This window comes from Micromonospora sp. MH33, assembly GCF_003013775.1.
Classification (GTDB): Bacteria; Actinomycetota; Actinomycetes; order Mycobacteriales; family Micromonosporaceae; genus Micromonospora; species Micromonospora fulviviridis.
This window is the reverse complement of the sequence record NZ_MUYZ01000144.1, coordinates 1-16048: the sequence shown is the minus strand read 5'-3', so window position 1 is coordinate 16048 and position 16048 is coordinate 1. Positions and strand designations below refer to the sequence as shown.

The 16048-nt window shown below is 73.5% G+C and carries 19 protein-coding genes; 3 read left to right on the top strand and 16 right to left on the bottom strand.

Features of this window, described 5'->3' with window-relative positions:
• Positions 1–458 precede the first annotated feature (458 nt).
• Both B0E53_RS21065 and B0E53_RS21060 read left to right on the top strand, forming a co-directional pair.
• A complete protein-coding gene (locus B0E53_RS21065; protein WP_107077637.1) occupies positions 459–1109 on the top strand; it encodes a class I SAM-dependent methyltransferase in 651 nt (216 codons plus the stop codon).
• 20 nt (positions 1110–1129) lie between these two features.
• Positions 1130–2236, top strand: a complete 1107-nt coding sequence (locus tag B0E53_RS21060; RefSeq protein WP_107077636.1) for a sulfite oxidase — start codon at positions 1130–1132, stop codon at positions 2234–2236.
• Between the two features lie 40 nt (positions 2237–2276).
• Here the strand turns inward: B0E53_RS21060 and B0E53_RS21055 are convergent, their stop codons facing one another.
• From B0E53_RS21055 to proS, 12 genes are all read right to left on the bottom strand, one after another.
• The gene (locus B0E53_RS21055; RefSeq protein ID WP_007075222.1) at positions 2277–2600 is read right to left on the bottom strand and encodes a DUF2469 domain-containing protein; all 324 of its coding nucleotides are present in this window, start codon (positions 2598–2600) and stop codon (positions 2277–2279) included.
• Positions 2597–3457 (bottom strand): ribonuclease HII, encoded by an 861-nt coding sequence (locus B0E53_RS21050; RefSeq protein ID WP_107077635.1) that lies wholly within the window; start codon positions 3455–3457, stop codon positions 2597–2599. The genes B0E53_RS21055 and B0E53_RS21050 overlap by 4 nt, the downstream gene beginning before the upstream one ends.
• Positions 3451–3918, bottom strand: a complete 468-nt coding sequence (locus tag B0E53_RS21045) for an NUDIX hydrolase (protein WP_107077634.1) — start codon at positions 3916–3918, stop codon at positions 3451–3453. The genes B0E53_RS21050 and B0E53_RS21045 overlap by 7 nt, the downstream gene beginning before the upstream one ends.
• Positions 3919–3965: 47 nt before the next feature.
• Positions 3966–4598, bottom strand: coding sequence for a signal peptidase I (gene lepB / locus B0E53_RS21040; protein WP_107077633.1), 633 nt, complete (start codon positions 4596–4598; stop codon positions 3966–3968).
• The gene (gene lepB / locus B0E53_RS21035) at positions 4595–5476 is read right to left on the bottom strand and encodes a signal peptidase I (RefSeq protein WP_107077632.1); all 882 of its coding nucleotides are present in this window, start codon (positions 5474–5476) and stop codon (positions 4595–4597) included. The genes lepB (B0E53_RS21040) and lepB (B0E53_RS21035) overlap by 4 nt, the downstream gene beginning before the upstream one ends.
• 168 nt (positions 5477–5644) lie before the next feature.
• Positions 5645–6004: a 50S ribosomal protein L19 gene (gene rplS / locus B0E53_RS21030; protein WP_107077631.1), complete on the bottom strand. Its 360-nt coding sequence runs from the start codon at positions 6002–6004 to the stop codon at positions 5645–5647.
• A 143-nt stretch (positions 6005–6147) separates the two neighbouring features.
• A complete protein-coding gene (gene trmD / locus B0E53_RS21025; protein WP_107077630.1) occupies positions 6148–6936 on the bottom strand; it encodes a tRNA (guanosine(37)-N1)-methyltransferase TrmD in 789 nt (262 codons plus the stop codon).
• Between the two features lie 16 nt (positions 6937–6952).
• Positions 6953–7495 carry a ribosome maturation factor RimM gene (gene rimM / locus B0E53_RS21020; protein WP_107077629.1) on the bottom strand — a complete coding sequence of 181 codons (543 nt, stop codon included), beginning with the start codon at positions 7493–7495 and terminating at the stop codon, positions 6953–6955.
• Positions 7495–7755: an RNA-binding protein gene (locus B0E53_RS21015; RefSeq protein ID WP_030500803.1), complete on the bottom strand. Its 261-nt coding sequence runs from the start codon at positions 7753–7755 to the stop codon at positions 7495–7497. The genes rimM and B0E53_RS21015 overlap by 1 nt, the downstream gene beginning before the upstream one ends.
• Entirely contained in the window at positions 7730–8188 is a 459-nt protein-coding gene (gene rpsP / locus B0E53_RS21010; RefSeq protein ID WP_091312409.1) for a 30S ribosomal protein S16, read from the bottom strand. Before rpsP ends, B0E53_RS21015 begins: the two co-directional genes overlap by 26 nt.
• 243 nt (positions 8189–8431) lie before the next feature.
• The gene (locus B0E53_RS21005) at positions 8432–9052 is read right to left on the bottom strand and encodes a DUF402 domain-containing protein (protein ID WP_107077638.1); all 621 of its coding nucleotides are present in this window, start codon (positions 9050–9052) and stop codon (positions 8432–8434) included.
• A 49-nt stretch (positions 9053–9101) separates the two neighbouring features.
• Positions 9102–10508, bottom strand: a complete 1407-nt coding sequence (proS, locus tag B0E53_RS21000) for a proline--tRNA ligase (protein ID WP_107077628.1) — start codon at positions 10506–10508, stop codon at positions 9102–9104.
• A 224-nt stretch (positions 10509–10732) separates the two neighbouring features.
• On the opposite strand from proS, the gene B0E53_RS20995 reads away from it, so the two are divergent.
• Complete coding sequence (locus tag B0E53_RS20995; protein ID WP_246835523.1) at positions 10733–11305, top strand: TetR family transcriptional regulator; 573 nt, start codon at positions 10733–10735, stop codon at positions 11303–11305.
• Positions 11306–11355: 50 nt separating this feature from the next.
• Here B0E53_RS20995 and B0E53_RS20990 read toward each other — a convergent pair whose 3' ends face one another.
• From B0E53_RS20990 to B0E53_RS20975, 4 genes are all read right to left on the bottom strand, one after another.
• Positions 11356–12444 (bottom strand): amidohydrolase family protein, encoded by a 1089-nt coding sequence (locus B0E53_RS20990; protein WP_107077626.1) that lies wholly within the window; start codon positions 12442–12444, stop codon positions 11356–11358.
• A 103-nt stretch (positions 12445–12547) separates the two neighbouring features.
• Positions 12548–14101 carry a signal recognition particle protein gene (gene ffh, locus B0E53_RS20985; RefSeq protein ID WP_107077625.1) on the bottom strand — a complete coding sequence of 518 codons (1554 nt, stop codon included), beginning with the start codon at positions 14099–14101 and terminating at the stop codon, positions 12548–12550.
• A gap of 148 nt (positions 14102–14249) precedes the next feature.
• On the bottom strand, positions 14250–14906 hold the full coding sequence (locus B0E53_RS20980) for a response regulator transcription factor (RefSeq protein ID WP_107077624.1): 657 nt from the start codon (positions 14904–14906) through the stop codon (positions 14250–14252).
• A partial coding sequence (locus tag B0E53_RS20975) for a histidine kinase (protein ID WP_348639670.1) occupies positions 14903–16048 on the bottom strand: 1146 nt, incomplete at its 5' end. The genes B0E53_RS20975 and B0E53_RS20980, both read right to left, overlap by 4 nt.

The following is a 16048-nucleotide window of genomic DNA, read 5'->3' as shown; positions in this document are numbered from 1 at the left end:
CGCGGCGGCCGACGCCCCGGGTGGCCCCGGCGGGGGCACCACCCCGACCGGGCCCGTGGACGACGCCATCCCGGCGCGCGCCCGAACGGACGGGACCGCAGCCGGTCCGGGCGGCGCCGGAGCCGCGGACGGCGACCGGCTCGGCCGCCAACGGACGAGAACCGTTGCCCCACGCACCGCAGCATCAGGCGACGACGCCGCAGACGGCCGGGCCACGGACACCGCCCCGACACCGGCCGGCGCCGGACGGGCAACCGCCAGGTCGGGGGCGACGAGTACCACCGTCACGAGGGCCGCCCCGGCCCGGTTCGACAGGATCCACACGCCCCGCACTCTGCCGGCCCCCGCACCGCCCCCGCGACCACCCGACCTTCGCCATTGTGGACAACCGCCCACCTGTGGACGCACCCCCACGCGCGGGACGGATCTGCTACCGGCGCCCCGCCTATGCTGGCCGCGTGACGAAGGACTGGTACGCCTGGCACACCGACTACGACCAGCCGGACTCCGCCCTGTCCCGACGGCTCGCCGAGGTGCGGGACCGCATCGCGGAGGCGCTGGACAGCGCGCCGCCCGGGCCGCTGCGGGCGATCAGCCTCTGCGCGGGCCAGGGCCGGGACCTGATCCCGGTGCTGGCCGCCCACCCTCGCGGCCGCGACGTGACGGCCCGCCTGGTCGAGCTGGACCCGCGCAACGCCGAGGTGGCCCGGCGCGCCGCCGCCGAGGCGGGGCTGACCGGCGTGCAGGTGGTGGTCGGGGACGCGGCGCTGACCGACCGGTACGCCGGTCTCGTGCCGGCGGACCTCGTCCTGGCCTGCGGGATCTTCGGCAACATCACCGACGCCGACATCCGGGCGACCGTGCGGCACTGCGCCTCGCTCTGCGCCACCGGCGGCACGGTCTTCTGGACCCGGCACCGCCGCGAACCGGACCTGGTGCCCGCGATCTGCGACTGGTTCGCCGAGGAGGGCTTCGCGCCGGTCACGGTGAGCAGCCCGGCCGACGGGGTGGGCGTCGGCGTGCACCGCTTCACCGGCCCGCCCCGCCCGCTGGAGCCGGGCGCGGCGATGTTCGACTTCACCGGCTCCGACCGCCTGACCCATCCGTGAGCCAGCCGAGGAGCAGCGACATGACCACTGTGGACGACGTCAGCCGGCCCTCCCGGGTCGCGGAGCCGGACGAGGCGATCAGTGCCGAGGAACTCCAGTTGGCCGCGCGCAACCACGGCATCCCGCTGGAGGCGCTGCGCTACGACGTGACCCCGGCGGGCCTGCACTACCTGCTCATCCACTACGACATCCCGGACGTCGACCCGGCGGCCCACGCGCTGACCGTGGGCGGCGCGGTCGACCGTCCGCTCCGCCTCGACCTGGCGGCGCTGCGGGAGCGGCCCCGGGTCACCCACCGGGTCACCCTGGAGTGCGCGGGGAACGGCCGCGCGCTGCTGCACCCCCGCCCGGTCAGCCAGCCGTGGCTGGTGGAGGCGGTGGGCAACGCCGAGTGGACCGGCACCCCGCTGGCCCCGCTGCTGCGCGAGGCCGGGCTGGCCGACGACGCGGTGGACGTGGTCTTCACCGGCGCCGACCACGGGGTGGAGCGCGGCGTCGAGCAGGACTACCAGCGGGCGCTGCCGGTGGCGGACGCGCTGCGCGAGGAGGTGCTGCTGGCGTACGAGATGAACGGCGCTCCCCTGCTGCCGCAGCACGGCGCGCCGCTGCGGCTGATCGTGCCCGGCTGGTACGGCATGGCGCACGTCAAGTGGCTGCGCGACGTCCGGGTGCTGACCGAGCCGTTCGACGGCTACCAGAACGCGGTGGCGTACCGGCTTCGGCAGGACGCCGACGACCCGGGCGTGCCGGTGACCCGGATCGAGCCCCGCGCCCTGGTCCGCCCGCCGGGCTTCCCGGACTTCATGTCACGGACCCGGGTGCTGCGGCCGGGGCCGTGCACCGTGGACGGTCGGGCCTGGTCGGGGCACGCGCCGGTGACGGCCGTCGAGGTGACCTTCGACGGCGGTACGACGTGGGTGCCGGCGACGCTGGACGAGCACACCGGGGGCGCGTGGGCGTGGCGGCGGTGGCAGGTGTCGTGGCGGGCGACGCCGGGGCGGCACGTGCTGGGCGCCCGGGCGGTCGACGCCTCCGGGCGCACCCAGCCGGTCGAGCAGCCGTGGAACCGGGGCGGGTTCGCGAACAACCTGGTGCAGCGGGTCGAGGTGGTCGTGCTGGCGGAGTGATCCGCCTCGGGCGGCGGGCCGGCCGGCCCGCCGGCCCGGGTCAGCCGCCGAATCCGGAGTCTGCGGGAAGCGAGATGTCGGGCTTTTCGAGCTCTTCCACATTGACGTCCTTGAACGTCATTACCCGGACATTCTTGACAAACCGGGCGGGGCGGTACATGTCCCACACCCAGGCGTCGTGCATCTCGACCTCGAAGTAGACCTCGCCGTCCGAGTTACGCACGTGCAGGTCGACCTGGTTCGCCAGGTAGAAGCGGCGCTCGGTCTCCACCACGTAGGAGAACTGGCGGACAATGTCGCGGTACTCCCGGTAGAGCTGCAGCTCCATCTCGGTCTCGTACTTCTCGAGATCTTCCGCGCTCATCGCACTCCGCCTTCCATGACCACATCTTCCCCCACCGGCGCCGGAGGTCGCGGCTGCTCGCCCAACGCCACGCCGACGGTACCCCCTGGCGCGCCGGAGCGCTCCATCGGCTCGTCCCGGCCATCGGCGAAGGCATCCTCCGGGGCGCCGAAGAGCGCCTCGTCGGGGCTGCCGGCAGCCGGCCGGCGGGAGCGGGGCGGCCGCCCGTCCCGTCCGGAGACGGTGGCCACGTTCACGTACGAGAAGCGGTGCTCCCGGCAGGGCCCCAGCTCGCGCAGCGCGGCGCTGTGCTCCGGGGTGATGTAGCCCTTGTGCTCGGCGAAGCCGTAGCCCGGGTACCGCTCGTCCAGCTCCACCATGATCCGGTCCCGGGTGACCTTGGCCAGCACGCTCGCCGCCGCCACACAGGCGGCCACCCGGTCCCCCTTCCAGACCGCCAGCCCGGGCACATCCAGCCCGTCCACGCCGAAGCCGTCGGTCAGCACGTATTCCGGGCGGGTGCTCAGCGAGGCGAGCGCCCGGCGCATGGCGGCCAGGTTGCACACGTGCAGCCCGCGCGCGTCGACCTCGTCGGCGGGGATGACCACCACGGCGTACGCCAGGGCCCGCGCCACCACCTCGTCGTAGACCCGCTCCCGGGCCGCCGGGGTGAGCAGCTTGGAGTCGGCCAGCTCGTCGATCTCGCCGCGCCGCCCCTCGGGCAGCACCGCGGCGGCGGCCACCAGCGGCCCCGCGCAGGCGCCCCGGCCGGCCTCGTCGGCGCCGGCCACGTGCCGGAAGCCGCGCCGTTGCAGGGCCCGCTCCAGCGCGTAGAGGCCGCCGTCGCGCCGCACCACGGTGCGCGGCGGGGTCAGCACGGGCCACCTCCGGCGAGCGCCCGGGCGAGGCGGTCCGGCAGGTCCGGCGGGTAGTAGCGCTCGGGCGTCCCGGCCAGCTCGTCGACCGACCACCAGCGGTGGCCGTGCACGCTGGCCTGCTCGATCTCGTCGAAGCCCGCCGTGTCGACCTCCCAGCTGGGCACCCGGACCAGGAAGAACTCCTGCTCCTGCCGGTACCAGACCCCGTCGAACGGGAACTCGACCGTCTCGGCCCAGACCGGCGGGCCCAGCTCGGCCGGGGCGAGCCGCAGCCCGGTCTCCTCGGCCAGCTCGCGGGCCGCGCCCGTGGCCGGGGTCTCGCCCGGGTCGAGGCCGCCGCCCGGAGTGAACCAGTAGCGGTGGCCCGGCCGGGCCGGATCACTGCCCTCGAACAGCAGCACCCGGTCGGACGCGTCGACGAGCAGCACCCGGGCCGCACGACGAGGGGTGTAGACGGTCACCGCCCAAGCCTGCCAGACGCCTCCGACGAACGCCCACGCCCTCCGGGTCAGGGATTGGGGATGCCGTCGAACTGCTTCGGCACGCTGAGCCAGGTCGCCCGGCCGACCGGCCAGAAGATCGTGAAGGCACGCCCGACCACCTGGTCCTCGGGGATGGTGGCCTCGGTGATGTCCTCGCCGGACTGCTGCCAATGCTCCAGCGAGTCCCCGGAGGCCTCCCGGTGGTCGCCCATCACCCAGAGCCGGCCCTTCGGCACGGTGACGTCGAAGTCCTGGTCGGCGGGCTTGTTGCCGGGGAAGATGAACGGCTCGTCGATCGCCTTGCCGTTGATGATCAGCCGTTCCTGCGGGCCGGTGCGGTCGCAGCAGACCACATGGTCGCCACCGACCCCGATCACCCGCTTGATGAAGTCCTCGCCCTCCGGATTGCCGCTCCACTCGGTGGGCGCCTTGAAGACGATCACCTCGCCCCGGTGCGGCGAGCGGAAGTCGTAGACCAGCTTGTTGACCAGCACCCGATCGTCGATCTTGAGGGTGTTCTCCATGGACGGCGAGGGGATGAAGAAGGTCTGCAGCACGAAGGCACGAACCAGCACTGCGACCAGGATCGCCACGCCCAGGAGGATGGGCAGCTCCTTCCAGAAGGAGCTGCGCGGCTTCTCGGTCTGCTCGTCAATCACGGGTGGAGCCTACGTTGCCGGCCGTGGCGCAGTCGCCCCGAACGCGCGAGAACGGAGAGCGTGGCCGTGACCGGGAGGATGAGGACGACGCCGCCCACCGGGTCGGGATCCACCGGGGCGGGCCGGGCCGGCGCGGCGTTGGGTCGCGGCAGGTCGGCGAAGGTCTCCGGGACCGGCAGGGTGGTCCATCGCTGGGACGGCCAGACGATCATGAAGGCGCGGCCGACCACGTTGTCGATCGGCACAGGACCCTGGCACCGGGCGTCCTGCGAGACCAGCCGGTGGTCGCCCATCACGAAGATCTGCCCCGGCGGCACGACGATCTCGGTGAACTGCCGGGAGCGGCACTCCTTCGGATTCGGCGGCAGATCGACCGGCGAGTCCTCGGAGACGTATCCCCGCTCGTCCAGCGGCACGCCGTTGACCACGACGCGACCCTTGTCGCAGCACCAGACCCGGTCGCCGGGCACCCCGATGACCCGCTTGATGAAGTCCTTCTCGCCGGGGCGGCTGATGCCGACCAGGTCGCCGAGGGTGCGGCCGACCTTGCCGGCGAAGTTGGTCGGCGGCGCGGGGGCCTCCTGGGCGACCCACCTGTCCGTGCCGCGGAAGACCACGACCTCGCCGCGGACCGGGTCGCGGACGTCGTAGACGACCTTGTTGACCAGCACCCGGTCGCCGATGAGCAGGGTGTTCTCCATCGACCCGGACGGGATGAAGAACGCCTGGAGCAGGAAGGTGCGGATCAGCACCGCGAGGCAGAAGGCCACGACGAGGAGCAGGGGCAGTTCCTGCCAGAGCGGCATCTGCCGACGGGTGCGCCGGGCTCGCCGGCGCCACGGGTCGACGGTGCCGTCCTCGTCAAGCATCTGCACCATGCCACTCTCCGGTCCGCGGAAACGCCACTACCGCCCGGGAGTCCCCTCGGAGACCCCACGGGCGGTAGTGGACCGCTTCGCGCCGTCCGGCTGCGCCCGCAACGAACAGGGTAATGCGATCCTGTCGATACGACATCCGCGCAGCTCGGCGGCGTGGCGAACGAAAATTCAGCTCGCCGGCTGCTTCTCGCGCAGCTCCTTGATCTTGGCCTTCTTGCCCCGCAGCTCGCGCAGGTAGTAGAGCTTGGCGCGCCGCACGTCACCGCGGGTCACGACCTCGATCCGGTCGAGGGCCGGGCTGTTCAGCGGGTAGGTCCGCTCCACACCCACCCCGAAGCTGACCTTGCGGACCGAGAAGGTCTCGCGCAGACCGTCACCCTGGCGGCGGATGACGACGCCCTGGAAGATCTGGACCCGGGACCGGTTGCCCTCGACAACCCGCGCGTGCACCTTGACGGTGTCACCGGCGCGGAAGTCGGGCAGGTCAACGCGCTTCGACTGGGCGTCAAGGGCGTCCAGGATGTTCATCGCTGCGTCCTCGTGAGGCTCACGGCGCACCGTCAGTCGATGCGCGGATGGGTGATTCTGACCCCCGGGTGGTGGCCGGCGACGCCGACCCCGGTCGAGGGTCCTCGCAGCCGCCCACGGCGTGGGCGGATGCGGCAACCCCTCTACTTTGCCACATCCTCCGGCCGCGGCTGAAATCCACCCCGGTCCAGTGCCGCCCGGTCCCGCCTGTCCAGGCTCTCCGGGTGCAGCGCGGCGATCATGTCGGGGCGCCGGGCCGCCGTCCGCAGCAGCGCCTCGTCGCGCCGCCAGCGGGCGATCCTCCCGTGGTCGCCGGAGCGGAGCACCTCGGGCACCTCGTGCCCGCGCCAGTTCGCCGGCTTGGTGTACATCGGGGCTTCCAGCAGCCCGTGGGCGTGCGACTCCTCGTCCAGCGAGCCGGCGTTGCCGAGCACCCCGGGCAGCAGCCGGGTGACCGCCTCCAGGATGACCAGCACGGCCACCTCGCCACCGAAGAGCACGTAGTCGCCGAGGGACACCTCGGTCACCCGCATCCGGCCCGCCGCGTGGTCGAGCACCCGCTGGTCGATGCCCTCGTAGCGGCCGCAGGCGAAGAGGAGGTGCGACTCGGCGGCCAGCTCGTGCGCCATGGCCTGGGTGAACGGGACGCCGGCCGGCGAGGGGACGAGTAGCCGGGGCAGGGTGTGCCCGTCCGGGCTCAGCTCGTGGGGGGCCAGGGCGTCGAGCGCCTCGCCCCACGGCTCCGGCCGCATCACCATGCCGGGCCCGCCGCCGTAGGGGGTGTCGTCGACCGTGCGGTGCACGTCGTGGGTCCAGGTCCGCAGATCGTGTACGGCCAGCCGCAGCGTGCCGCTCGCCCGAGCCTTGCCGATCAGCGACAGGTCCAGCGGGGCGAAGTACTCGGGGAAGATCGACACGATGTCGACACGCATCAGGGCGTGGCTCCAGTCAGAGGTCGAGCAGCCCCGCGGGCGGCTCCACCACCACGCGGCCGCCCGGCAGGTCGACCTCGGGCACGATCGCCTTGACGAACGGGATGAGCGCGCTCCGCCCGTCGGGACGCCGCAGCACCAGCAGGTCGGAGGCGGGGGCGTGGTCGATCCGGGCCACCTCGCCCAGCCGCTCGCCGGCCGGGGTCACCACGGCCAGGCCGACCAACTGGTGGTCGAGGAACTCCTCCGGGTCCTCGGGCGCGGCGACGTCGGCGCTGTCCACGCCGAGCAGGGTGCCGCGCAGCGCCTCGGCGGCGTCGCGGTCCAGCACGCCCTCGAAGGCGACCAGCAGCCGCCCCTGGTGCCAACGGGCGGACTCGATGGTCAGCTTGTCCGGCACCCGGTAGGCGCCGGGCTCCGGGGGCGCGACCGCGCCAGGGTCGGTGACCAGCACCGACCCTGGCGCGAACCGTGCTTCGGGCTCATCGGTCCGCACCTCCACGGTGACCTCACCGCGGATGCCGTGCGGCTTGCCGATCCGGCCGACGATGAGAAGCATCAGTACGAGTCGACGATGTCGACGCGCACCCCGCGCCCACCGATGGAGCCGATCACCTGGCGCAGCGCCTTGGCGGTCCGACCGGACCGCCCGATCACCGTGCCGAGGTCCTCCGGGTGCACGCGGACCTCGAGCCGCTTGCCCCGACGGGAGTCGACCATGCGCACCCGGACGTCGTCCGGGTGGTCGACGATCCCCTTGACCAGGTGCTCCAGGGCGGGACGCAGCGCCATGTCAGGCCTGCTCGCCGGACTCGGCACCGGTCTGCTCCTCGGCCTTCGGCGCCTCGGCCTCGGCAGCCGGGGCCTGGGCCTTGGCGGCCTTCTTGGCCGGCGCCGGGGTCTCCGCCACGCCGGCGGCGGCCTTCGCCTCGGCCTCGTACGCCGCCTTGCGGTCGGCCCGCTCCGGGGCGACCTTCAGCGGCGGCGGGGCCGGCAGGCCCTTGAACTTCTGCCAGTCACCGGTCAGCTCCAGCAGGCGCTGCACGGCCTCGCTCGGCTGCGCGCCGACCGACAGCCAGTACTGGACCCGCTCCGACTTGACCTCGATCACCGAAGGGTCCTCCTTCGGCTGGTACACACCGACGAACTCGATCGCGCGACCGTCACGCTTGGTGCGCGAGTCGGCGACGACGATGCGGTACTGCGGGTTGCGGATCTTGCCCATCCGCAGGAGCCGGATCTTTACGGCCACAGTTGTTTCGCTCCTGTTGCGATCTCACCGGCCCGGTACGGGCGGTGTGGCGGGTGAGCGCCGACCGGCACAGTGGGGTTTGGGCCGGAGACTGCTCGGTTAACTGGCGACGCGCCCGGGTTAGAGGGCGCCGGACGCGCGCCGGATACCAGCGACCCATTCTGCCATGTCCGGACCCGATCTCTCACACCGGACCCGGACAGCTCACCCGGGTCGCCCACCACGGTGACGAACGACACGGGTTCAGCGCACCGGCGGGCGATCCCAGCCGGGCGGCAGTTCGTCCGGTACGTCCCAGTCGGCGGGCGGGGTGAAGTCGCACCAGGTGCCGTCGAAGGGGAACTCGCCGGCCTCGGCGATCCGGATCACCCGCTCCCCCTCGGCCCGGACCGCCTTCTCGTCGGTGACCCAGTAGTGCCCGGGAAAGGCGAGGCGCTCGACGAACTCGTCCTCGTCCTTCCACTCCCAGCTCAGGTCGAAGTGGACCACCACGTCGAGGTCCTGGTCGACCATGTCCACCCCGGCGACCGCGCCGTCGTCCCAGCGGACGCCGGGCTCCTCCAGGTTGACGTACCAGTTCTGGAAGCGGCCCCGCTCGTCCCGGAACCACCAGACCGAGTGGGCCGCGCCGGTGGGCAGGAACTTCAGCACCGGCGGTCCGCTCCAGCGCCCCCGGGCCAGCCGGTAGGTGGAGGTGATCCACTCGGCGAAGGGCACCGCCCGCATGCCCAGCCCCGCCTCGGTCACCTCGTGCGCCACCGGCGTGTTCCGGGCCACCCAGAGCAGCAGGCCCCGGTCGTCGTCGCGCACCACGCGGGCCGGCCGGACCCAGCCGATCCGGCCGTGCCGCACGTTCCGGTGCATGATCAGCCGACCCGGCGCGAACCGGTCGGCCGGGCCGGCCGGCCGCACCTCAGTAGGCGCGGGCCAGGACGGCGACCAGGTCGGGTTCGTCCTCGGAGTCCGGCACCGAGCCGTCGGCCCGCAGCAGGCACCGGACGGTGACGCCCTGGCCGTTCGCCTCGGCCTCGCCCTGGACACCGACCGCCGACCACGGCACCTTGGCCCAGCCGGTGGAGGCCGCCTCGATCGCCTCGGCCAGCGTGCCGACCTCGACGGTGCGGGACTGCCGGAACGCCAGCGCCTGGTCGTGCAGCGCCTGCTGGTCCGCCTCCAGCGCGGCGAGCACCGCGCCCACCACGTCGGCGACCGCGACCGGCGCCTTCGAGCCGTCCGTACGCCGGACCACGACCGCGTTGCCGGCGGCCAGGTCGCGGGGGCCGACCTCGACGCGCACCGGGTAGCCGCGCAGCTCGGCATCGACGGCGCGGCGGCCGAACGCGGTGTCGGTCCGGTCGTCCAACGCGACCCGGACCCCGGCGTCGCGCAGCGCGTCGCGGAGCTTGGCCGCCGCCTCGCCCACGCCCTCGCCGTCCTTGACGATCATCACGTACGCCTGGATCGGCGCCAGCTTCGGCGGCACCCGCAGGCCGTTGTCGTCGCCGTGGCACATGATCAGGCCACCGAGCATCCGGGTCGAGGTGCCCCAGGAGGTGGTCCACGCGTGCTCCCGGCCGCCCTCGGCCGAGGAGTAGCTGATGTCGAACGCCTTGGCGAAGTTCTGGCCCAGCTCGTGGCTGGTGCCCAGCTGGAGCGCCTTGCCGTCGCCCATCATGCCTTCGCAGGTGTAGGTGGCGGTCGCGCCCGCGAAGCGCTCGCGGGCCGTCTTCAGGCCGACCACCACCGGGATGCCGAGCACGTTGACCATCAGGTCCTCGTACGCCTCGTGCAGGATCCGGCGGGCGTAGGCCCGGGCGTCCTCACGGGTGGCGTGCGCGGTGTGCCCCTCCTGCCAGAGGAACTCGCTGGTACGCAGGAAGATCCGGGGGCGCAGCTCCCAGCGGACCACGTTCGCCCACTGGTTCAGCAGCAGCGGCAGGTCCCGGTAGGAGTCGATCCACTTGGCCATGAACTCGCCGATCACCGTCTCGCTGGTGGGGCGGACCACCACCGGCTCGGCGAGCTGCTTGCCACCACCGTGGGTGACCACGGCCAGCTCCGGCGAGAAGCCCTCGACGTGCTCGGCCTCGCGCTTGAGGTAGCTCTCGGGGATGAAGAGCGGGAAGTACGCGTTCTCCGCGCCGGCCGCCTTGATCCGGGCGTCCATCTCGGCCTGCATCCGCTCCCAGATGGCGTAGCCCGCCGGTCGGATGACCATGGTGCCCCGCACCGGGCCGTTGTCGGCCAGCTTCGCCTTGGCGATCAGGTCCTGGTACCAGCGGGGAAAGTCCTCCGCACGGGGAGTGAGCACGCGTGCCATGACCGCACATCCTATGCGCCGGGCGGGCCGCCGCTGCGCCCGGGAGTCGGCGCACGCCGTGTCGCGCCGCCCGACCGTAGACTCCGACGGCGATGGGTGAGCTTCCGAACGACGGCTCCGGGCCGCCGCGCGGCGTCCGACGCGCCGAGCCGGAGTCATCGAACGACGGCTCCGGGTCGCCGCGCGGCGTCCGACGCGCCGAGCCGGAGGCGTCGAAACAACGGCTGCGGGACGCGATCGTGGACGCCGCCCGCGCGCAGGCGATCGCCGCCGGCTGGGACGGCGTGCGGATGGGCGGGGTGGCGCAGGCCGCCGGGGTGAGCCGGCAGACCGTCTACAACGAGTTCGGCAGCAAGGCCGGCCTGGCCGAGGCGCTCGCCCGGCGCGAAGTGGACCGGTTCGTCGGCGAGGTCCGGGCGGCCCTGGCGGCGCACGGCCCCGACGTGCGGGCGGCGGCGTACGCGGCCATCCGGCACACCCTCGCCGCGGCCGCGGACAACCCGCTGGTCAAGGCGATCCTGACCAGCGCCCGGGGCGGCTCCGACGAGCTGCTGCCCTACCTGACGACCCGGTCCGGGCTGGTGCTCGCCGAGTCGTCCGCGGCTCTGCTGGAGTGGGCCGGCCGGTACCTGCCGGAGGGCGACCCGGCGGCCCTGGCGTTCGCCGCCGACACCATCGTCCGCCTGGTGGTCAGCCACATCGTGCTCCCCCAGTCGCCCGTCGACGACACCGCCGACCAACTGGCCGACCTGGCCCTGCACCTCTTCCACACCGCGGCCACCCGGCCAGCGGGTTGATCAAGGAGTTCGCGTCCGGAATGACCCGTCCGCTGACGCACACTTCCTGATCAACGAGGAGAGGGGAGGACGCGGCCGCGCAGGACGATGCGGGACGGGGCGCGGACCACGCGCAGGTCGCGGCGCGGGTCCTCGGGGTAGACGGTCAGGTCGGCCAGGCCACCCTCGACCAGGCCGGGGAAGCCGAGCCACTCCCGGGCCCGCCAGGAGGCGGCCGCGAGAACGTCCTCGGCGGACATGCCGGCCTGCTCGTGCAGGAGCAGCATCTCCTCGGCGGCCAACCCGTGGTCGATGCCACCGCCCGCGTCGGTGCCCACGTAGATCGGCACCCCCGCCTCGTGCGCGGCGCGGACCACCTCGGGGAAGCGGTCGCGCAGGGCGATCATGTGGTCGGCGTACCCGGGGAACTTCGCGCGGGCCTGGTCGGCGATGTGGCCGAAGGTACGGATGTTGATCATCGTGGGCACCAGCGCGGTGCGCTGCCGGGCCATCAGGTCGATCAGGTCGAGGCTCAGCCCGGTGCCGTGCTCCACCGAGTCCACCCCGGCCCGCACCATGATCTCCACGGCCGACTCGGAGAAGGTGTGCACGGCCGCGCGTGCCCCGGCGGCGTGCGCGGCGGCGACCGCCGCGGTCAGGGTGTCGGCGTCCCAGGCCGGCGCGAGGTCGCCCACCCCGCGGTCGATCCAGTCGCCGACCAGCTTGACCCAGCCGTTGCCGGCGGCGGCCTGCGCGGCGACCGTCGCGGCCACCTCGGCCGCGCCGACCTCCACCCCGATGTCGCGCAGGTAGCGCTTCGGCGGCGCGACATGCCGGCCGGCGCGGGCCAGCCGCGGCAGGTCCGGCTCGTCGTCGAGTTCCGGGTACGGGTACGGCGAGCCGGCGTCGCGGATGGCCAGCACCCCGGCGTCCCGGTCGGTGCGGGCCAGCTCGCGGGCTTGGTCGAGGGAGGTGATCGGGGCGCCGCCGCGGGCGATGCCGATGTGGCAGTGGGCGTCGGTCAGGCCGGGCAGCACGAAGCCGCCGTCCACGACCGTCTCGGCGCCGGGCACCGGTTCGAAGGTGACCCGGTCGCCGACCAGCCAGATGTCCCGGACCTCGTCGTCCGGCAGGAGCACACCGCGCACATGCAGAGCCATGTGCACAGTCCTACCGGATCACACTCGCGAGCGCGTCACGAGCCCGCCGCGGTACGCCGACGGCCCCGCCCCACAGGGTTGGGACGGGGCCGTCGGCACGCGGTCAGCGGGGACCCTTGTCACCGCCCTTGCCGAGCTTGTTGAAGTCGATCTTCGGCAGCTTGAAGCCCGGCGGCAGGCCCTGGCCGCCGGCCAGGTCGCCCGGGTCCAGCCCCGGCGGGAGCTGCGGCATGCCGCCCGGGAAGCCGCCCGGCACCCCGGCGCCGGTGCGCGGCCGCCCGCCGCCCTTGGTGCCCTTGCGCTTGTTCTTCGGCGACTTGGTCGCCTTGCGCCGGCCGCCACCGGGCAGGCCCATCATGCCGCCCATCTGCTTCATCATCTTCTGCGCGTCGGCGAAGCGGTTGAGCAGCTGGTTGACGTCCATCACGGTGACCCCGGACCCGCTCGCGATGCGGGCCCGGCGGGAGCCGTTGATGATCTTCGGGGTGGTGCGCTCGGCCGGGGTCATCGACCGGATGATCGCGGTGACCCGGTCGAAGTGCTTGTCGTCCAGCTCGGCGAGCTGGTCCTTCATCTGCCCCATGCCGGGCATCATGGCCAGCACGTTGGCGATCGGGCCCATCCGCCGGACCGCGATGAGCTGGTCGAGGAAGTCCTCCAGGGTGAACTGCTCGCCGCCCATCAGCTTGGCGGTCATCTTCTCCTTCTGATCGGCGTCGAAGGCCTGCTCGGCCTGCTCGATCAGAGTGAGGACGTCGCCCATGCCGAGGATCCGGCTGGCCATCCGGTCGGGGTGGAAGACGTCGAAGTCCTCCAGCTTCTCGCCGGTGGAGGCGAACAGGATCGGCTGCCCGGTGACCTCCCGGACCGACAGCGCGGCACCACCGCGGGCGTCGCCGTCGAGCTTGGAGAGGACCACGCCGGTGATGCCGACGCCGTCGCGGAACGCCTCGGCGGTGCGGACCGCGTCCTGACCGACCATCGCGTCGATGACGAAGATGACCTCGTCGGGCTGGACCGCGTCGCGGATGTCCGCGGCCTGCTGCATCATCTCGGCGTCGATGCCGAGCCGGCCGGCGGTGTCGACGATGACGATGTCGCGGGCGGCCCGCTTGGCGTGCTCGATCGAGTCGCGCGCGACCTGCACGGGGTTGCCGACGCCGTTGCCGGGCTCCGGGGCGTACACCTCGACGCCGGCCCGGCCACCGAGCACCTGGAGCTGCCCGACGGCGTTGGGGCGCTGGAGGTCCGCGGCGACCAGCAGCGGCTGGTGGCCCTGGGCCTTGAGCCAGCGCGCCAGCTTGCCGGCGAGGGTGGTCTTGCCGGAGCCCTGGAGGCCGGCCAGCATGATCACGGTCGGCGGGTGCTTGGCGAACTGGAGCCGCCGCCCCTCGCCGCCGAGGACGTTGATCAGCTCCTCGTTGACGATCTTGACGATCTGCTGGGCCGGGTTGAGCGCCTGGGAGACCTCGGCGCTGCGCGCCCGCTCCTTGACGTTCGCGATGAAGCCCTTGACCACCGGCAGGGCGACGTCGGCCTCCAGCAGCGCCATGCGGATCTCGCGCGCGGTGGCGTCGATGTCGGCGTCGGTGAGCCGACCCTTGCCACGGAGCTTGGTGAAGATCCCGGACAGGCGGTCACTCAAGGTGTCAAACACGCGAACATCCCGTTTGTCGGTTTGGCGAGCACAGTCGGCCGGCACGCACACGTCCGGCTACCCGCAAGGGTAACGGTCCCGCCCTCGCACTGCTTCCCGCCGGCCCGACCCCCACCAGGAGATCACGACCGCCCGCGCCGCCGGTCGATCACGACGCGACCAGGCCCGACTGGTACGCGAAGACCACCAGCTGAGCCCGGTCCCGGGCGCCCAGCTTGACCATGGCCCGGCTGACGTGGGTCCGCGCGGTGGCCGGGCTGACCACCAGCCGCTCGGCGATCTCGACGTTGCTCAGCCCCTCGCCGACCAGCCCCACCACCTCGCGTTCCCGGTCGGTGAGGGTCCCGAGCCGGGGGTGCGGGCGGGGCACCCGGGCCGGCCGGGTGGCGAACTCCCGCACCACCCGCCGGGTCACCGACGGGGAGAGCAGTGCCTCCCCCTCGGCGACCAGCCGGATCGCCCGCAGCAGCTCGGCCGGGCGGGTGTCCTTGGTGAGGAAGCCGCTGGCACCGTGCCGGAGCGCGTCGAAGACGTACTCGTCCAGTTCGAAGGTGGTCAGCACGACCACCCGGGTACCGGTCAGCGCTGGGTCGGCGACGATCCGACGGGTCGCCTCGATGCCGTCGACGCCGGGCATCCGCACGTCCATGAGCACCACGTCGGGGCGTTCCCGGCGGGCCGCCTCGACGGCGGCGAGCCCGTCGGCGGCCTCGCCGACCACGGTGAGGTCGTCCTCGCTCTCCACCAGGGCGCGCAGCCCGATCCGGACCAGGTCCTGGTCGTCGGCGAGCAGCACCCGGATCATGTGACCTCCTCCACGGGCAGTGTGGCCGACACCCGGAAGCCGCCGGCGGAGGCGGGGCCGGCGGTGAACGAACCGCCGAGCGCGGTGACCCGCTCCCGCATGCCGGCCAGCCCGTACCCACCGGCCCGGCCCGCCGGCGCGGCCGCGCCGCGGCCGGTGTCGGTGACCTCCACGGCGACCTCGGTGGGCGCGTACCGCAACCGGACGGTGGCGGTGGCCGGGCCGGCGTGCCGCAGCACGTTGGTCAGCGCCTCCTGCACCACCCGGTAGGCGGCCAGGTCCGCGGCGACCGGGAGCGGGCGCGGCGCCCCCTCCACCTCGACGGTGACCGGGAGCCCGGCGCCGGCCAGCCGCTCGCGCAACTGCGGGAGCTGGGCCAGCCCGGGCGCGGGGGCGCGCTCGTCGGCGGCCTCGTCGCGGCGGACCACGGTCAGCGTCACCCGCAACTCGTCGAGCGCCTCCTTGCTGGTCCGGCTGATCGCGGTGAGCGCCGCCTCGGCCTGCTCGGGCTTGCGGGCCAGCAGGTGCAGGGCGATCTCGGCCTGCAGGTGGATGGCGGCGAGCCCGTGCCCGACCACGTCGTGCACCTCCCGCGCCACCCGCAGCCGCTCGGCGTCGGCCAGCCGGCGCGCCTCGTCGGTGCGGCTGCGCGCCGCGTTCTCCCGGCCCAGCCGCACGGTGACCCCCACGGCGAACGGCACCACCACCCAGGCGGCGGCCGGCATGAGTCCGACCAGGCCGGGCGGGCGCACCCCGACGAAGACGTGCGTGAGCAGCACGAGCAGGGCCACGCCGTTGGCCACCGCCGCGACCCGCACCGGCCGGTGCGCGGCCGTGGTGTAGACAGCGACGAGGAACGACAGCAGGATCGGGCCGTACGGGTAGCCGAGCACCAGGTACGCGGTGCTCGCCGCGGTGACCACGGCCAGGGTGGCCAGCGGCCAGCGCCGGCGGACGGCCACCGCGAGCGCGGCCACCACGACCAGCGGATAGGTGGCCCGGCCGATCCCCACGCCCTGGTTGAGGCCGGCCGGCGCGGTGCCGGCCAGCCCGATCACCAGCAGGGCCAGGGCGATGAGGCCGTCCAGGAGCCGGCGGCCCCGGTCGCCACGCTCGCGGTCCACGTCCCCTCCCCCGCCCCG